The sequence below is a fragment of the Pseudomonas sp. C6002 genome, assembly GCF_013385805.1.
Lineage (GTDB): Bacteria > Pseudomonadota > Gammaproteobacteria > Pseudomonadales > Pseudomonadaceae > Aquipseudomonas.
Genome location: NZ_JACAPH010000008.1, coordinates 41,676 through 58,387, shown reverse-complemented (window position 1 = coordinate 58,387; position 16,712 = coordinate 41,676). Strand labels below are relative to the sequence as shown.

The window sequence follows — 16,712 nt, the reverse complement described above, 5'->3', positions numbered from 1 at the left end:
TCGATCAAGATTCAAACCGTGAATGGAATGCGCCCGCGTGGGCGTCGGGAAAATAAAGGGTGATCTGACATGTTCAACCGCCAACACAAATCCGACCTGCTGGAAATCGAACGTTTCTCCTGCGCCCTTACCGAAGCCAAAGCCAAATTGGCCGCCATCAGCCGTTCCATGGCAATGATCGAGTTTGATCGCGACGGCATCGTGCTGGATGCCAATGAAAATTTCTGCAAGACCATGGGCTACCGCGCCGAAGAAATTCGCGGCAAGCATCACCGGATTTTCTGCGAAGAGGCCTACACCCACACCGACGCCTACGCCAAGCTCTGGCGCGACCTGGCGCGGGGCGAGCCCCTCAGTGGCACCTTCATGCGGTTGAACAAGCATGGTCAGGAAGTGTGGCTGGAGGCCAGTTACATGCCGGTAATCGGTGCCGACAACCAGGTGCAAAGCGTGATCAAGGTGGCCTCGGACATCTCGGCGCGGATTCACCGCGAGCATGAAAACCAGAGCCTGATCGACGCCATCGGCCGCTCCATGGCGGTCATTGAATTCACCCCGCAAGGCCAGATCCTGAATGCCAACGACAACTTCCTGAAGACGGTGAAGTATTCCCTCAGTGAAATCGTCGGCCAGCACCACAGTCTGTTTTGTCATCGCGGTGAGACCGATTCGCCGGCCTACAAGGCATTCTGGGCCTCGCTCAATCGCGGCGAATATCACTCCCACCGGTTTGAGCGCAAAGACAAATTCGGCCAAACGCTGTTCCTGGAAGCCTCCTACAACCCGATCTTCGATGCCAACGGGCGCCTGTACAAAGTGGTGAAGTTCGCCAGCGACATCACCGACCAGGTCACCACCTTGCGCACGGCTGCCGACTCGGCTCACGCCACCTCGGTGCAAAACGACGCCTGCGCCCGCAAGGGCTCGGAAGTGGTGCAGCAGACCGTGCAGATCATCGAAGAAATTTCCCGTGACCTTAACGAAGCGGCCGTGAGCATCGACGCAGTGAGCAAGCAGTCGGACATCATCGGCACCATCGTCCAGACCATCCGCGGCATCGCCGACCAGACCAACCTGCTGGCGCTGAATGCGGCGATCGAAGCGGCCCGGGCGGGCGAGCATGGGCGCGGGTTTGCGGTGGTGGCGGATGAGGTGCGCAGCCTTGCGGCGCGAACCAGCCAGGCGACGATCGAGATTGTGGATGTGGTGCGCAAGAACCACGACCTGTCGATCAGCGCGGTGTCGAGCATGCAGTCGAGCCTGAGCCGCACGGGGCTTGGGGTGGAGCTGGCGAATGAGGCGGGGCAGGTGATCCTGGAGATTCAGGAAGGGTCACGGCATGTGGTGGATGCGATCAGTCAGTTCAACTCGACACTGCAATTGCAGTAACACCGCAGATCAAATGTGGAATGAGCTTGTGTGGGAGCGGGCTTGCTCGCGAATGCGGTGTGTCAGTCAGCACATGGATTGACTGACACACCGCATTCGCGAGCAAGCCCGCTCCCACATTTGGTTTGTGGTGTGGCTTAGATCGCAGCCAGGGTTTCTTTCACCGTCTGCGCCTGCGGGTCAGCCGTCTTCGCCGCTACCTGCTGCGCCTGCTGCTCCTTCAGGCGTTCTGCAACTTCCTTGGAAATAGCATCCTGCTTGTCCTGAGGCATGTTCTTCACATCATCCTCGGTCAAACCCTGTTCCTTGAGCAGTTGCTCGCGGATGCGCTCGGCCGGGCTTTTTTTCATGTAGTCGGTGAAGTCACTGCGGGCCGACGTGGTGGAGTCAGTCTTGGCCGTATCGGTGGTCGAGGCGGTTGCGGTGGTGGCTTGCAACTGCACACGGGTCTTGGCGAAGGCGGCATTGATGTTGTCGGCAGTGGCGTCGGCCGCTGCCTGTGTGGTCGATACAGTGGTAGTGCCCTGTTGCACGTTTTGCGCAGCACCGCTGTACAGCGCGCTGGCCGCGGCGTTGGCCGGGTCCATGTCTGCGCGCTTGATGCGTTGGATCGTCGACTGAGCCTGGGGGTTGTTGTTGATCAGCATGATCAGGACACCTGTGGATGTGGGCGGTGCCACAGGTGGAGCAATTAGCGTGCCCAGTGGTATGGCCCCGTGTTTACGGGGGCTTTGGGCCGCTACCGTCGGCAAGCGTTGGCGTGCCGACGGCCATTGTTTGCCGCTAGTGGGCAATGTTCTCCAGCGCCAGGTTGCGGGTGCGCGGGCCGAACCAACTGATGGTGATCATCACGATCAACATGCTGCTGGCGATAAACGCCAACACGCCGGGCGTGCCGAGGTGTTCGAGGATCACACCGATCAACAGGCTGCTGAACACCGTCGACAACCGGCTGAACGAATAGCAGAAACCCACCGCCCGGGCGCGGATGTTGGTGGGGAACAGTTCGCTCTGGTAGGAGTGATAACTGAAACTCAGCCAGGCGTTGCAGAAGGTGATCATCACCCCGCAGATCACCAGGCCCACGGCGGTGGTTTGCAGCGCGAACAAACTGCCGAAGATCACCGCGCCGAGCGCCGAGCCGACAATCTGCCATTTGTTCTCAAACCGGTTCGCCACCTTCACAAACAGCAGCGGCCCCAACGGGTAGGCGAGGGTGATGATGAAGGCATAGCCCAGGCTGTGAGTGACGCTCACGCCCTGGCCCGAGAGCAGCGCCGGCAGCCAGTTGCCGAAGCCGAAAAAGCCGATGGCCTGGAACACATGAAACACAATCAGCATCAACGCCCGGCGCCGGTACGGCGGTTGCCAGATATCGGCGAAGCGCCCTTGGCCCTGCACGCTGACGGCTTGCGGTTCCGGCTCATCGAGTGGCTTGCCGTGGTCTTTCCGGCAGCGCGCTTCGAGGCTGTCCATGATCTGCCCGGCTTCGCCGAAACGGCCTTTTTGTGCGAGCCAGCGCGGCGATTCCGGCAGGCGCTTGCGCAGTTGCCAGATAAACAGCGCAAATACCGCACTGCTTACCACTACCCAGCGCCAGCCGGAAATCCCGAACGGTGCCTGGGGTACCAGCCACCACGACATCAACGCCACCGCCGGCACCGACAGGAACTGGATGAAAAACGCAAAGGCAAACGCCGAGCTGCGCATGCGCTTGGGCACCAGTTCCGAGAGGTAGGCGTCGATGGTCACCAGTTCGATGCCCAGGCCGATGCCCACCAGGAAACGCATGCAGATGATGCCCAGGGCGGAGGTCTGGATACCCATCAACACGGTGGCGACGGTGTACCAGATCAACGCAAAGGTGAAGATCGCCCGGCGCCCGTAGCGGTCGGCAATCGGGCTGAGCAGGCTGGCGCCGAGGAACAGGCCGAGAAAGGTCGCCGAGGCAAAGGCCGCCTGGTCGGAGAAGCCGAATACGCCCTGGCTGCCGGTGTGGAAAATTCCGTCACTGATCAGACCGGGGCTGATATAGGCAGTCTGGAACAAGTCATACAGCTCGAAAAAGCCGCCAATCGACAGCAGCGCCACCAGGCGCCAGACAGTGGCGACGGCGGGCAACCGATCAATGCGCGCGCTGATGTGCGCGGCGCGGATCGGGTCGATACCGTCTGCAAGAGAGGGTGGAGACATGGGCAGAAGACTCAGTAAGTGATCGGGATCTCGAATTCCTGGAACGCATCATCCACCGGTTGGTAACCCAGCACACGGGTTGTTTCGCTGAGGTCCAGGCGTTTGAAACGGTTATTGGAAATGCCATGGGCGATCAGGTGTTTCACCCCGATGGTTTCCACCGAGCGTTGCAGCAGTTGCACGGCGTCGCGGGGGCTGAGCCAGGCGCTGAGGTCGCGGGCGTTGTTCAGGTCGTGGGTTTCGGGGAATTCAAACGCACCGATGCGCAGGGCGATGGTGGAGAGCGGGGTTTTGGCCGCGTAAAAACCGCACAGGGCTTCGCCGTAGCATTTGCTCACGCCGTACAGGTTGGCGGGCAATACAGGCATGCCCGGCGTGATCTGCCGGTCTACCGGGTAGCCTTCGATGGTCTGGGCGCTGCTGGCGAACACCAGGCGCTTCACACCTGCGGCCACGGCGGCTTCGAACAGGTAGGTGGTGGCCAGGATATTGTTGGGCAACAACTCGTCGAAGGTCGCGCTGGCGTGGGGGATGCCCGACAGGTGCACGATCACGTCAATCCGGTCGAGCAGGGCGGCGAGGGCGGTTTTGTCGCTCAGGTCGGCGTGGATGAAACGGTGCTCGCCGAGGGCGAAATCCGGCTCGATGCGGTCGGTGAGGGTGAAGCGGTAGCGGTCTTTCGACGCTTGGAAAAACGTCTTGCCGATGCGGCCGCAGGCGCCGGTGAGTAGTACGTTGAGTCCGTTCATTGGGTAGTCCTTGTTTTTAGTTGTGGCCGTTGAGGGCGAAGGTTTTGAAGCCGGGGCGTTGGCTGAGGGTTTCGTAGTAGGCGCTGACCGCCGGGTAGGACGGATGCTCCATGGGCGTCATCCACCAGCGGTGCACCGACAGGCCGATGAGGATGTCGGCGAGTGTGAAGTCGTTACCGGCGACGTAGGCGCCCGTTTTGATCAGTTGCTCTTCAAGCAGGCCCATCTTGTCGTTCCAGCTTTTTACCCCGGCTTTGATGCGTTGCGGGTCCTGGTAGTCCGGGTTCTTGCGTACCAGAGCGTGGAAGGCGTAGCCCCACGACGGGTTGAGTTCGGTGGCTTGCCAGTCCATCCATTGCTCGACCCTCGCACGGGCGACCGGCTCGGTGGGCAACAGGTCGTGGCGTTGGTGCAGGCCCACGAGGTAGCGGCAGATGGTATTGGATTCCCACAGCACGCCGTTGTCGTCGATGATCACCGGGACTTGGGCGTTGGGGTTCAGGGCCAGGAATTCGGGGGACTGGGTGGAGGCGAAGCCGATGCCCCAGTCTTCGCGGTCGTAGGGGATATCCAGTTCCTGGCAGGTCCACAGGACTTTTCGCACGTTGATGGAAGAAGTGCGACCGAGGATTTTCAGCGAATGGCCCATGGTGCTTTCCTGACGAGGGTGAGAAGGCAGGGGGCAATTTAGCAGGGGCCAGAAGGCACGGCGAGGTTGTTAAGTGGGCAGGATCAAAAATGTGGGAGCGGGCTTGCTCGCGAATGCGGTGTATCAGTGATGGAAAGCTCGGCTGACACACCGCATTCGCGAGCAAGCCCGCTCCCACAGTTTGACCGCGTGCGGTCTGTTAGATCAGTGGTGATTCCAGGTCCATCAGCTTGCCCATCAGCAATACGCCCAACTCACTCAACTGGTGAATCGCCAATGCGGTGTCGCGGTCTTTGCCGGTGAGTTCATCAGACAGGTCGAGCAATAATGTGCTGACCGAGGAAAACGTCTCGTAGCTGTTGGCGATCAGGCTTTCGCTGCTGGCGTCGGGGCTGACGGTGAATAAGGAAGGAGGATTGGGAGTAACTTTGAACATAAGCGTGACCTCTATCTGGGCCATCACCTGATCGCTACTAAACGAAAGGGTGGCGGCTGCACGCAGGTTAGTAGACCGGCAAAGTCACACAAAAATCCGGCGCGCCACAAGGGCGCCCTGCGCACAGCCACCATCAAGCACAGACACGTAAGTCTGATAGATGAAGCTCATGCTCATTCTGTATGACTGTCCAGGCTACTAAACCCGATCACTGAGAAATTCAGCGACCGGGCAACCTTAGAGAGCCCTACCCAGGCGCACAAGCCGGCGGATTCTGACGTACCTGTAGGTAACGGAGCAAGGCGCTGCCAGCAACACCAGCCACTTCCTACAGCTACCGCCTAGGTACTCTCGCGCACCTTCAACTCAAACCCCATGTCCACCACCGGCCGGGCGATCTTGTTGCCGGCCATCACCGTCAGCAAATGCTCTGCCGCGCGCCGGCCAATGGCTTCACGCGGCGTACTGATGCTGCTCAGTCGCGGCACCATGAACGAGGAGGAGGGCAGGTCGTTGAAGCCCAGCACCGAGATCTGCTCCGGCACCTTGATGCCATGGCGCAGCGCTTCCAGCAGCGCACCTTGAGCCAGGTCGTCGTTGCCAAAGAAGATCGCGTCCACATCCGGATGGCTGGCCAGCAACTGCAGGAACAATTCACCACCCAGGCCCAGCGACGATGGCCTTGGCGTCAGCACTTCGAGTGCCGGGTCGTACAACCCCGCCTGCTGCAACGCCCGGCGAAAGCCTTCGCCGCGCAGCAAAGTCCGCTGGTCCAATTGCGCGCCAATGTAGGCCAACCGCTTGCGCCCCCGTGAGATCAAATGCGCCGCCGCTGTTTCCCCGGCGTTCAATTGCGAAAATCCTACGCAGTTCAGTCCGGCGCCCGGGTCCAGGTCCATCATGTACACACACGGCACATTGCTCGATTCCACCATGCGCCGGGCGCTTTCCGTACGGTCAAACCCGGTCAGCAGCAACCCCCGTGGCTGGTAGGCCATGTAGTTGCGCAGCAGGTCTTCTTCTTCGTCACGGGAATAGTGGGTGTTGCCGATCAGCACTTCAAAGCCCTTGGGCCGCAGCACCTGGTGGATGGCTTCCAGGGTTTCGATAAACAGCAGGTTGGACAGCGACGGCACCAACACCACCACCGACTGGCTCTGGGCAGATGCCAGGGCACGGGCGGCCGGGTTGACCACGTAGCTCAGTTCGGCGGCGGCTTTTTGCACTTTTTCCACCAGTTCGGTGGCCACGGTGCTGATGCCACGCAAGGCCCGGGAGGCGGTAATCGGGCTGACGCCAGCCAGGCGGGCCACTTCATTGAGGGTAGGGCGGCCCGTGGTGCGGGTATTTTTATCGTTCTTGGGAGTCATCAGGCGGCTTGCCAAACAAAAATCGAGGCACTAAGGTAGCGCTGTCTCCAAGACCCTGCAAATTCTTGAACGTCGGGATGCCTGTTCCCGTGCAAACCTTTGGAGCAGATGCACGCGTCACTCCATAAAAATGACAAGACGGCGCGGGAAAAGCCTGTTTTTGCACTAGCCTTACAGCGTGCAAAGGTAGCGCTATCTGCGTCTTGAGGTGTTTCATGAGTCAACCTGTTACTGCCCTCGTGATCATGGGTGTTTCCGGCTGTGGCAAGTCCAGCGTCAGCGAGGCCCTGTGCCTGCTGAACGGCGCCACCGCCATCGAAGGCGACAGCTTTCACCCCGCCGCGAACATCGAGAAGATGAGCGCCGGCCATCCCCTTAACGACGAAGACCGCGCCGGCTGGCTCGACATCCTGTGCGATGAGCTGCGCCGCTCGCTCAAGGCCGGCGAGCATCCGGTGCTCACCTGTTCGGCCCTGAAGAAGAAATACCGCGACCACCTGCGCGAAGCCGCGCCGGGCCTGGGGTTTGTGTTTCTGGAGCTGACCCGCGAAGTCGCCGCCGACCGTGTATCCCATCGCCCCGGCCATTTCATGCCGGCCAGCCTCATAGACAGCCAGTTCGCCACCCTTGAATCGCCGGTGGGCGAGCCGTTGACCCTGGCGCTGAACGCCAGTGAAGACAGCGTTGAAGAACTGGCCGAGCAAACCAATGCCTGGTGGCTCGAACACGGCTTTGAACCAAACAAATAATTTTTTGCCGGACAAGATAGCGCTGTCCGCCTGCACTGAATTTTTTACCGGCTTTAATAACAACAACAAACAGGAGAGACCCCCATGTTTGGCTTGTCCCACGATACCTATCTGCTGCTCGATGCAGTGGTGACCATCATCGGCCTGATCGTGTTGATCACCCGGTTCAAAGTCCACCCGTTCATTGCGCTGATCATCGCCGCAGGCTTTCTCGGCCTGACCTCGGGCATGCCCGTGGACAAGATCATCAAGGCCTTCCAGGACGGCTTCGGCGGGGTGCTCGGCTTTGTCGGGATTATCCTCGCGCTGGGTACGATGCTCGGCAAGATGATGGCCGATTCCGGCGGTGCCGATCAGATCGCGCAAACCCTGGTGCGGGCCTTCGGCAAGGAGAAGGTGCAGTGGGCAATGATGTTCGCCGCGTTCCTGGTGGGCATTCCGCTGTTCTTCGAGATCGGTTTTGTGTTGCTGATCCCGCTGGTGTTTATCGTTGCGCGCCGTACCGGTGTGTCGCTGATCAAGATCGGCATCCCGCTGCTGGCGGGCCTGTCGGCGGTGCACGGCCTGGTGCCACCGCACCCGGGCCCTCTGCTGGCGATCGGCGTGTTCGGTGCCGACATCGGCAAGACCATTCTCTACGGCCTGATCGTCGCGCTGCCTACGGCGATCATCGCCGGCCCGCTCTACGGTTCGTTTATCGCCAAGTACATTCCGGGCAACCCGTCCCAGGAACTGGTAGACCAACTGGCCAGTGAGCAACCGGAATCCAAGACCCTGCCGAGCTTCAGCATCACCCTGATCACCGTGCTGTTGCCGGTGTTCCTGATGCTGCTGAAAACCTTCGCCGACGTCGCCCTGCCGGACGGCCATGTGATCCGCAACTGGATGGACATGATCGGTCACCCGATCACCGCCTTGCTGCTGGCTTTGCTGCTGTCGTTGTACACCTTTGGTCATCGCCAGGGCATCGGCTCCAAGCAAATCCTCAAGCTGCTCGACGCCAGCCTGGCGCCGACGGCAGCGATCATCCTGATCATCGGTGCCGGTGGTGGTTTCAAGCAGATGCTGGTGACCAGCGGCGTAGGTGATGTGATCGGCCATATGGCGGTGACCGCGCAGATCAACCCGATCCTGCTGGCCTGGCTGGTGGCGGCGGTGATTCGTGTGGCTACCGGTTCTGCGACGGTGGCGACCATTACCGGTGCCGGCATTGTAGTGCCGGTGGTGGGGATGATTCCGGGGGTGAACCGCGAGTTGCTGGTATTGGCGACGGGGGCGGGCTCGCTGGTGCTGTCTCACGTCAACGATGCGGGGTTCTGGCTGGTGAAGCAGTACTTCAATATGACCGTGGCCGAGACGTTCAAGACCTGGACGGCGATGGAGACCATCCTGTCGGTGGTGGCGTTGGGCTTTATCATGTTGCTGTCGCTGGTGGTCTAACAGGCACACCGCAAAACAAAATGTGGGAGCGGGCTTGCTCGCGAAGGCGGTGAATCAGTCGACATATGAGTTGACTGAACCACCGCCTTCGCGAGCAAGCCCGCTCCCACATTGATTGGGTTCCTGCCGTTGGATCGGGTCAGGCGTCAGCTTTCTTGACCAGCCCATCCGCCCGGAACATCGCCCGGATGCCCCGCACCGCCTGGCGAATCCGGTCCTGGTTTTCGATCAGTGCAAAGCGCACGTGGTCGTCGCCATACTCACCAAAGCCAATCCCCGGCGACACACACACCTTCGCCTCAAGCAGCAGCTTCTTGGCAAACTCCAGCGAACCCATTGCGGCGTACGCCTCGGGAATCTTCGCCCAGACGTACATCGACGCCTTCGGGTTCTCGACCATCCAGCCCAGCTCATGCAGGCCTTTCACCAGCACGTTACGGCGTTGACGGTACTGCTCGGCAATGTCTTTCACGCACTGCTGATCGCCTTCCAGCGCCGCAATCGCCGCCACTTGCAGCGGGGTGAAGGTGCCGTAGTCGTGGTAACTCTTGATCCGCGCCAGGGCGTTGACCAGTTCCGGGTTGCCCACCATGAAACCAATGCGCCAGCCGGCCATGTTGTAGCTCTTGGACAGGGTGAAAAACTCCACCGCGATGTCCTTGGCGCCCGGCACTTGCATGATCGACGGAGCTTTCCAGCCGTCGTAGACGATGTCGGCGTAGGCCAAATCATGCACCACCAGCACGTCGTACTGCTTGGCCAGGGCGATCACCCGTTCGAAGAAGTCCAGCTCCACGCACTGCGCGGTGGGGTTGGACGGGAAGCCGAGGATCATCATCTTCGGCTTGGGGATCGAGCCACGAATCGCACGTTCCAGTTCAGCGAAGAAGTCCACCCCCGGAATCAGCGGCACCGAACGCACCTGGGCGCCGGCAATCACGGCACCGTAGATGTGAATCGGGTAGCTGGGGTTGGGCACCAGCACCGTGTCGCCCTGGTCCAGGGTGGCCAGCATCAAGTGCGCCAGGCCTTCCTTGGAACCGATGGTCACGATGGCTTCTGTTTCCGGGTCGATGTCCACTTCGTAGCGGTCTTTGTACCAGCGCGAAATCGCCCGGCGCAGCCGCGGAATGCCTTTGGAAGTGGAGTAACCGTGGGTGTCTTCGCGTTGGGCGACGGTGACCATTTTTTCCACGATGTGCGGTGGCGTGGCGCCGTCCGGGTTACCCATGCTCAAGTCGATGATGTCTTCGCCGCGCCGACGCGCAGCCATCTTCAGCTCGGCAGTGATATTGAACACGTAAGGGGGGAGTCGATCTATGCGCGCAAAGCGGCGCGGCGAACGGGGTTCGGCCATTGTTGCCTCGAAATACGTAAGCGCCCGGAACCGTCCGAGCGACGTCGGCCACTGCGGTGGCCTGCGGGGCAGACAATACGGTCGATGATGGCCAATTGTCCAGATGCTGCAGGAAAAATTTCTGTTTGGAGTGCGACGGGGATATGCCCCTATACTCGACGCGGGTTTGTTCCCTCATAAGAAGGAGACTGTTCAGATGGATCAACAGACAAAACTGCCGTTACAGCCGCGCATGGAAGAGGGCAAGGCCCTGGTGATCGCGGGTGTGCAAGGGCGTTATTCAAAGGCCACGATTGGCGATATTCCCAAGTTGTGGGAGCTGTTCGACAGCTGCTTCACAGAGATCAAAAAACGCGTCGGCGGCGTGACCTATGGCGTGTGCTACAACGCCAAACACGATGAATTTGACTACCTGGCCGGCGTTGAAGTCCCGGCCAAGGGCGATGTACCGAGCAACTTCCAGTCGATTGAAATCCCGGCCCATCGCTATGCCGTGTTCCCGCATTTTGGCCCGGTGCAGGCGCTGGCGCAGACCTATGAACGCATCATGTTCGAATGGCTGCCGGCCTCCGGGTACAAGGTGGTCGGGGCTGATTTTGAGCGCTACAGCGCCGATTTCGATGTGGGTAAAGGCACGGGGTCCGTGGAAATCTGGATCCCGATCAACGCCGAATCCGCCTGACCGCGCCACTGGCAGGAGCGAGCACGTTCGCTCCTGCAATGGCCTCTCAATACAGCGTGGCCTTGACCCGCTCCGGCATCTCGCGGTCATAGGCTTCGGCGTCGAACGCCCCATCATTCAAGCGCTTGTGAAACGCCCCGGCGGAGGGCAGTGCCGAGCGATCCAGATGCTTTTCCGGGTTCCAGCAATCGGAGCGCACAAAGGCTTTGGAGCAATGAAAATATGCCGCCTCCACCTGCACCAGAATCACCGAACGGGCCGCTTTGCCATTTACCGCAAAGCTCTCCAGCAACTCAGGCTCGATGGAAATCTGCGCCCGGCCATTGACCCGCAACGTCTCGCCAATGCCCGGGATGATGAACAGCAACGCTATACGCGGGTCCACCACCAGATTACGCAGGGTGTCGAGGCGGTTATTCCCCGGCCGATCCGGAATCGCCAACGTGCGCTCGTCGATGATTCGTACAAAACCTGGCACATCGCCACGGGGCGAACCGTCGATGCCGTCCGGGCCGGATGAACTCACCACCACCAAGGGTGACGCGCGGACCATGGCCTGGTAATCCTCGTTGAGAAACGGGATTTCCTTGCGCACGGCCCGTTCGTGGGGCCGGCCGTAGAGGGATTCGAGTTGTTCCAGGGTTGTTAGCATCTTCACCAGCTCCTTATTGTTTAAAACACCCACGCCAACCGGCGCTCATACCCAATCCGCCCCTTATACGCCTCCCCGCTGTCCACCCAGCCCTGCTGCAAATACAGCCCCATCGCCGCCACATTATCCGTGTCCACCGACAGCTCCAGCGCCTTGATCTGCGGCCAAACCAGGCGCGCGGCGGCGGGGAGGGCTTGCAGGCAGGCTTTGCCAAACCCCAGGCCTTGCTGATGGCGATCGACTTGCAACGCGTGCAGCGTGGCGCTGTGTTCATCCGCCCAATGGGGCAGGCAGGGTGGGCGTTTGAGCAGCAGGAAGGCCACGGGAATCTCGTCGGCGAGTAACGCAAAGCCTGCCACGCCGGGATTCGGATTGACCAGCAGGGTGTTCAGCGCACAGTAGATATCGCCGGAAAAACCCAGTTGTTCGGGATGCACTTCCAGGGCGTTGAGTTGCTGTTGTTGCAGGGCAGTCAACGTCTGATAGGCGACGAGGCGGGTTTCCATCGGCGTAGCATCCGAAATCCTACAAAGAAGCGCGGATTCTAGCGGGTTTGCGGTAGTCGCAATTATTTTTTGCGGGACTGTCGATTGGCCTGGGGCTCAGTCGACTAAGGGTGTCTTCCGTGATTTTTCCCGCAAGGAGTATCGCCATGAGCACCGCAATCAGCAGCTTGATCGAACAATGGAAACAGGCGGTCACCGCCAAGGATGTCGAGAAAATAGTCAGCTTTTACGCAGACGATATCGTCGCGTTCGACGCCGTTAGCGCCCTGCAGTTCAAGGGCAAGGCCGCCTATCAGGCGCACTGGAAGGCGTGCATGGAGTTCTGCCCGGGCCCTGGGGTCTTTGACTTCCATGAGATGCGTATCGTCGCCGGCGATAACAGCGCCTTTGCCCACTGGCTCGCGCACTGTGGCGGCACCGGGCCCGACGGCGTACTCAAGACCTGCTGGATGCGCGTCAGCGCCGGCTACCAGCGCGTTGGCGGCGAGTGGAAAGTGGTGCATGAACATTGGTCGGCACCGTTCGACATGGAAACCGGCGCCGGTCTGTTCGACCTGAAACCTTGAGCGCCGCGAACTATAGTCAGTTGTCCGAAAACGGAGAATCCCATGAAATACCTCTGCCTGATCTATAGCAACGAACAGGTGCTGCACGATTCGCCCGACAGCCCCAAGGACCCGGAATGTTTCGCCTATGGCCAGTCCGTGCAGGCCAGCGGGCGCATGCTCGCCGCCGAGCCGCTGGAGTCGGTGAGCACCGCCACCACCGTGCGCATGCGCAACGGCAAGTTGTCGATCACCGACGGACCGTTTGCCGAAACCAAGGAGCAGCTCGCCGGGTTTTACCTGATCGAAGCCAAGGACCTGAATGAAGCGATCCAGGTGGCCGGCGGCATACCGGCGGCCCGGGTCGGCAGTGTGGAAGTGCGCCCCGTGCGTGAATTGAATCTCTGATCACAACAATAAAACCCAGGAGGTTTCCCATGAGCATTCAACCCAAACCCGCCGAATTTGAACTGTCCATCAGTCGCTTGATCGATGCCCCTCGCAGCCGCGTGTTCCGCGCCTGGACCGAGCCGGCCTTGTTGCAGCAGTGGTGGGGCCCACACGGGATGACCACTCCCGAGTGCGAAATGGACCTTTGGGTGGGTGGGCAATTTCGCACGCTGATGCGCGCGCCGGACGGCAGCGAATACCCGACCCAGGGCGTATTCCTGGAGATTACCGCCCCCAGTCGGCTGGTGTTTACCGACGCCTTCACCCCCGGCTGGATCCCTTCGGGCCAGCCATTCATGACCGCAGAAGTTACCTTTGAAGACGTCGACGGCAAAACCCTCTATACCGCCCGCGCCATGCACTGGAGCGCCGAAACCAAGCAGGCCCACGAAGCCATGGGCTTTCACGAGGGCTGGGGACAGAGCCTCGACCGGCTGGTGACGCTGGTGACCGAAGGCCTGCGCGATTGACGGTGCAGGCCCGGGTTGAAGCGGTTTATCGCAGCGAATCGCGGCGCATCCTGGCGACCCTGATTCGCTTGCTTGGCGATTTCGACCTGGCTGAAGAAGCCTTGCACGAGGCGTTCTTCGTCGCAGTCGAGCGCTGGGGGCAGGACGGTGTGCCGGATAACCCCCGGGCCTGGCTGGTCTCGACCGGGCGCTTCAAGGCCATCGACCGTTTACGTCGCCAGGCGCGTTTTACCCCGTTGTTGCAGGCGCAAGCTGATGCGCTGGAAGCGGCAGACTGGAGCGTTGAAGACGTGGAAGACGACCGCTTGCGCCTGATCTTCACCTGCTGCCACCCGGCGCTGGCGGCGGATGCCCAGGCGGCGCTGACCTTGCGTGAGATCTGCGACCTCACCACCGAGGAAATCGCCCGGGCGTTTCTCGCCACGCCCACTAGCATCGCCCAGCGCATCGTGCGGGCCAAGGGCAAGATCCGCGAAGCGAAGATCCCCTATCAGGTGCCATCCCTGGCGGAGTTGCCCGAGCGCCTGGACAGTGTGCTGCGGGTGATTTACCTGGTGTTCAACGAAGGCTATTCGGCGTCAATGGGCGCCGACCTGACCCGTGAAGACCTGACCCGCGAAGCGATTCGCCTGGGCCGCTTGCTGATGGAGTTGTTGCCGGAGCCGGAAGTGATGGGCTTGCTGGCGCTGATGTTGCTCCACCAATCCCGGCGCCCGGCACGCACTTCGGCCGGCGGTGAGTTGGTGTTGCTGGATGAGCAGGACCGTTCGCTGTGGGATGCGTCGTTGATTGCTGAAGGATGCGCCCTGGTGGAGAAATCCCTGACCACACGCCGCTTCGGGCCCTACAGCCTGCAGGCAGCGATTGCGGCGGTACACGCTGAAGCCGTGAGCGCCGATGAGACTGATTGGCCGCAGATCGTCGGGCTGTATGACGTGTTGCTTGGAGCGATGCCATCGCCGGTGATCGAGCTGAATCGCGCGGTGGCCGTTGCGATGCGCGATGGGGCGCAGGCCGGTTTGCAATTGGTGGACGGCATTCTGGCGCGGGGGGAGTTGGTGGACTATCACCTGGCGTACTCGGCGCGTGGCGAGTTTTGTCGGCGATTGGGGCGAGTGGAGGACGCGCGGCGAGCGTTTGAACGGGCGCTGGCATTGACCCAGCAAGTGCCCGAAAAGCGCTTTATCGAGCGGCGTTTGGCCGAACTCAAATAGTGCAGGCGCCGGAGATCCAAATGTGGGAGCGGGCTTGCTCGCGAATGCGGTGTGTCAGTCAACATTTCAGTGACTGATCCACCGCGTTCGCGAGCAAGCCCGCTCCCACATTTGTTCGATGTTGTCTTGATGAATGAGTTACGGCTGCTGACGCGTCGCCGCCAACACGATCTCGCGAATGCACACATGCTGCGGCTGCTGGTAGGCATAGGCAATCGCCGAAGCCACATCATCGGCGCTCAGCACGGTGCCGCCCATGTCCTGTTTCCACGCCTGGTAGCCGGTCTTGATGGCTTCGTCGGTGGTGTGGCTCAGCAGTTCGGTTTCCACCGCGCCCGGCGCAATGGTGATCACACGCACATTGTGAGGCGACATTTCTTCCCGCAGGTTTTCCGAAATTCCATGCACGGCGAACTTGGTGCCTACATAGGCGACGTGGTTGGGGAAGGTCTTGCGCCCGGCCACCGAGCTGACGTTGATGATGGTGCCGCCCTTGCGCTTGACCATGCTGCCAGCCACCGCATGGATGCCGTTCAGCAGGCCTTTCACGTTGACGTCGAGCATCTGCTCCCACTGTGCCGGGTCCTGTTCGCTGACCGCGCCCAGCAGCATCACGCCGGCATTGTTGATGAGTGCATCGGCCGGGCCGAATTGCGCTTCAGCTTCCTTCACCGCCGCCACCAGCGCAGCGCGATCGGTGATGTCGACACCGCGACACAAGGTGTTCGGCAACTCCAGCGCATTCAGCCGGTCGATGCGGCGGGCCAGCAGCAACAGCGGGTGGCCGGCGGCCGACAGCAAGCGCGCAGTCGCTTCGCCAATGCCCGAACTGGCACCGGTGATGATGATCAATGGCTTGCTCATGGTGGAACTCCTGAAATAAGAAAAACAAATAACTGAACGTGGAGCGCAGTATATTTAGCCCTCGGCTGGCTGAAAAATGCCTTATTCCTCTGTCTGTCATCGGTATTAACTATGGATGTGCGTCATCTCAAGGCGTTTCTCGCGGTATTCGAGGAACGCAATATCACCGCCGCCGCCCAGCGCCTGTTCATCAGCCAGCCGACGTTGTCGGTGACCATCAAGCAACTGGAAGAAGAACTGGGCGTGGCGCTGTTTCTGCGCCAGCCTCGTGGGGTCGAGGTCAGTGACGAGGCGCGGGTGCTGTACCCGCAAGCCCGGCGCATGGTGGCCGAGGCCGATGCGTTGAGCCGCTTGTTTCGCGGGCGCGAAAACCGCATCGCCCTGGAACTGGGTGTGGAAGGCGATATTGCCGACAGCCAGATCGAAACCTTCCTGCGCATGGCGCACCAGGGCCTGCCGGGTTTGCTGCTGACCTTGCAGGAAGGCTGCGAAGGAGAGGGGCGCCTGGCGGTAGAGGAAATGTGCTGCGAGGACGAATTATTCCTGCCGCTTTGGGAAGAGTCCTACGTGATGGCACTGCCGATTGCGCACCCGATGGCGGCGGGCGGCAAGGAGCAGGCCTGGGCGCCGATCGAAGACTGGATCACCTGCCCGCAGCATGATTCCCACCAACGGCTGATGGCCTTGTACGGCCGCTCGCCCCAGGCGGTGGCCGGGCATGCCGGTTCGTTGACCCAGGCATTGCACATGGTGGCGGCCGGTGTCGGCGTGGCGATGTTGCCGCAGTCGCTGGCGGCGGAGCGGGCCGGGGTGGTGATTCGCCCTTGGCACCTGCCGGCACCGACGCGCCGGGTGGGGTTGTGCTTTGCCGCCCAGGCCCTGGAGTTGCCGGCGTTGCGGGCCTTGCATGAGTATTTCCAGAACAACCGCCCGCCGCAGATTGAAGCCGCCTGACGGCGCCTTTGAATTCACCGCAAATTCAATGTGGGAGCTGGCT

19 protein-coding genes and 1 pseudogene are annotated in these 16,712 nt (G+C 60.9%); 10 read left to right on the top strand and 10 right to left on the bottom strand.

The genetic code is table 11. The features are described from left to right. Nucleotides 1-69: 69 nt before the first annotated feature. Nucleotides 70-798: pseudogene (locus tag HX817_RS31555) on the top strand (PAS domain-containing protein); the annotation flags it as partial. An 18-nt stretch (nucleotides 799-816) separates the two neighbouring features. Beyond that, nucleotides 817-1,389 (top strand): methyl-accepting chemotaxis protein, encoded by a 573-nt coding sequence (locus HX817_RS31550; RefSeq protein WP_371132976.1) that lies wholly within the window; start codon nucleotides 817-819, stop codon nucleotides 1,387-1,389. Between the two features lie 137 nt (nucleotides 1,390-1,526). Here the strand turns inward: HX817_RS31550 and HX817_RS03530 are convergent, their stop codons facing one another. From HX817_RS03530 to HX817_RS03505, 6 genes are all read right to left on the bottom strand, one after another. Next, nucleotides 1,527-2,036 (bottom strand): hypothetical protein, encoded by a 510-nt coding sequence (locus HX817_RS03530; protein WP_003213081.1) that lies wholly within the window; start codon nucleotides 2,034-2,036, stop codon nucleotides 1,527-1,529. A 136-nt stretch (nucleotides 2,037-2,172) separates the two neighbouring features. Continuing rightward, the gene (locus tag HX817_RS03525) at nucleotides 2,173-3,582 is read right to left on the bottom strand and encodes an MFS transporter (RefSeq protein WP_177039802.1); all 1,410 of its coding nucleotides are present in this window, start codon (nucleotides 3,580-3,582) and stop codon (nucleotides 2,173-2,175) included. An 11-nt stretch (nucleotides 3,583-3,593) separates the two neighbouring features. Continuing rightward, entirely contained in the window at nucleotides 3,594-4,331 is a 738-nt protein-coding gene (locus HX817_RS03520; RefSeq protein ID WP_177039801.1) for an NAD(P)-dependent oxidoreductase, read from the bottom strand. A gap of 16 nt (nucleotides 4,332-4,347) precedes the next feature. After that, entirely contained in the window at nucleotides 4,348-4,980 is a 633-nt protein-coding gene (locus tag HX817_RS03515; protein WP_177039800.1) for a glutathione S-transferase family protein, read from the bottom strand. Nucleotides 4,981-5,179: 199 nt separating this feature from the next. After that, nucleotides 5,180-5,416 (bottom strand): DUF6124 family protein, encoded by a 237-nt coding sequence (locus HX817_RS03510; protein WP_134327205.1) that lies wholly within the window; start codon nucleotides 5,414-5,416, stop codon nucleotides 5,180-5,182. Nucleotides 5,417-5,757: 341 nt separating this feature from the next. Further along, nucleotides 5,758-6,789, bottom strand: coding sequence for a LacI family DNA-binding transcriptional regulator (locus tag HX817_RS03505; protein WP_167665540.1), 1,032 nt, complete (start codon nucleotides 6,787-6,789; stop codon nucleotides 5,758-5,760). A gap of 212 nt (nucleotides 6,790-7,001) precedes the next feature. Between HX817_RS03505 and HX817_RS03500 the strand changes: the two genes are divergently transcribed. Together HX817_RS03500 and HX817_RS03495 are read left to right on the top strand one after the other, a co-directional pair. Next, nucleotides 7,002-7,535 (top strand): gluconokinase, encoded by a 534-nt coding sequence (locus HX817_RS03500; protein WP_087693163.1) that lies wholly within the window; start codon nucleotides 7,002-7,004, stop codon nucleotides 7,533-7,535. A gap of 84 nt (nucleotides 7,536-7,619) precedes the next feature. Beyond that, nucleotides 7,620-8,975, top strand: coding sequence for a GntP family permease (locus tag HX817_RS03495; RefSeq protein ID WP_008431626.1), 1,356 nt, complete (start codon nucleotides 7,620-7,622; stop codon nucleotides 8,973-8,975). A gap of 139 nt (nucleotides 8,976-9,114) precedes the next feature. On the opposite strand, the gene alaC is transcribed toward HX817_RS03495, so the two are convergent. Next, the gene (alaC, locus tag HX817_RS03490) at nucleotides 9,115-10,332 is read right to left on the bottom strand and encodes an alanine transaminase (RefSeq protein ID WP_003213096.1); all 1,218 of its coding nucleotides are present in this window, start codon (nucleotides 10,330-10,332) and stop codon (nucleotides 9,115-9,117) included. A gap of 196 nt (nucleotides 10,333-10,528) precedes the next feature. Here alaC and HX817_RS03485 point away from each other — a divergent pair, with 196 nt between their 5' ends. Further along, complete coding sequence (locus HX817_RS03485; protein WP_134327203.1) at nucleotides 10,529-11,014, top strand: GyrI-like domain-containing protein; 486 nt, start codon at nucleotides 10,529-10,531, stop codon at nucleotides 11,012-11,014. 46 nt (nucleotides 11,015-11,060) lie between these two features. On the opposite strand, the gene HX817_RS03480 is transcribed toward HX817_RS03485, so the two are convergent. Continuing rightward, nucleotides 11,061-11,666 (bottom strand): pyridoxamine 5'-phosphate oxidase family protein, encoded by a 606-nt coding sequence (locus tag HX817_RS03480; RefSeq protein WP_177039799.1) that lies wholly within the window; start codon nucleotides 11,664-11,666, stop codon nucleotides 11,061-11,063. 20 nt (nucleotides 11,667-11,686) lie between these two features. Next, complete coding sequence (locus tag HX817_RS03475; protein WP_134327202.1) at nucleotides 11,687-12,172, bottom strand: N-acetyltransferase; 486 nt, start codon at nucleotides 12,170-12,172, stop codon at nucleotides 11,687-11,689. Nucleotides 12,173-12,318: 146 nt separating this feature from the next. Between HX817_RS03475 and HX817_RS03470 the strand changes: the two genes are divergently transcribed. Genes HX817_RS03470 through HX817_RS03455 form a run of 4 tightly spaced genes read left to right on the top strand, consistent with a single transcriptional unit; the run spans nucleotide 12,319 to nucleotide 14,851 of the window. Then, entirely contained in the window at nucleotides 12,319-12,738 is a 420-nt protein-coding gene (locus HX817_RS03470) for a nuclear transport factor 2 family protein (RefSeq protein ID WP_003213104.1), read from the top strand. 42 nt (nucleotides 12,739-12,780) lie between these two features. Then, complete coding sequence (locus HX817_RS03465) at nucleotides 12,781-13,125, top strand: YciI family protein (protein WP_003213107.1); 345 nt, start codon at nucleotides 12,781-12,783, stop codon at nucleotides 13,123-13,125. A gap of 29 nt (nucleotides 13,126-13,154) precedes the next feature. Next, nucleotides 13,155-13,637, top strand: coding sequence for an SRPBCC family protein (locus tag HX817_RS03460; RefSeq protein ID WP_003213108.1), 483 nt, complete (start codon nucleotides 13,155-13,157; stop codon nucleotides 13,635-13,637). 2 nt (nucleotides 13,638-13,639) lie between these two features. Continuing rightward, nucleotides 13,640-14,851: an RNA polymerase sigma factor gene (locus HX817_RS03455; RefSeq protein WP_102370297.1), complete on the top strand. Its 1,212-nt coding sequence runs from the start codon at nucleotides 13,640-13,642 to the stop codon at nucleotides 14,849-14,851. 138 nt (nucleotides 14,852-14,989) lie between these two features. Here the strand turns inward: HX817_RS03455 and HX817_RS03450 are convergent, their stop codons facing one another. Next, a complete protein-coding gene (locus tag HX817_RS03450) occupies nucleotides 14,990-15,715 on the bottom strand; it encodes an SDR family oxidoreductase (RefSeq protein ID WP_102369745.1) in 726 nt (241 codons plus the stop codon). Between the two features lie 111 nt (nucleotides 15,716-15,826). Here HX817_RS03450 and HX817_RS03445 point away from each other — a divergent pair, with 111 nt between their 5' ends. After that, nucleotides 15,827-16,669 carry a LysR family transcriptional regulator gene (locus HX817_RS03445; protein ID WP_003211429.1) on the top strand — a complete coding sequence of 281 codons (843 nt, stop codon included), beginning with the start codon at nucleotides 15,827-15,829 and terminating at the stop codon, nucleotides 16,667-16,669. The last annotated feature ends 43 nt before the right edge of the window (nucleotides 16,670-16,712 follow it).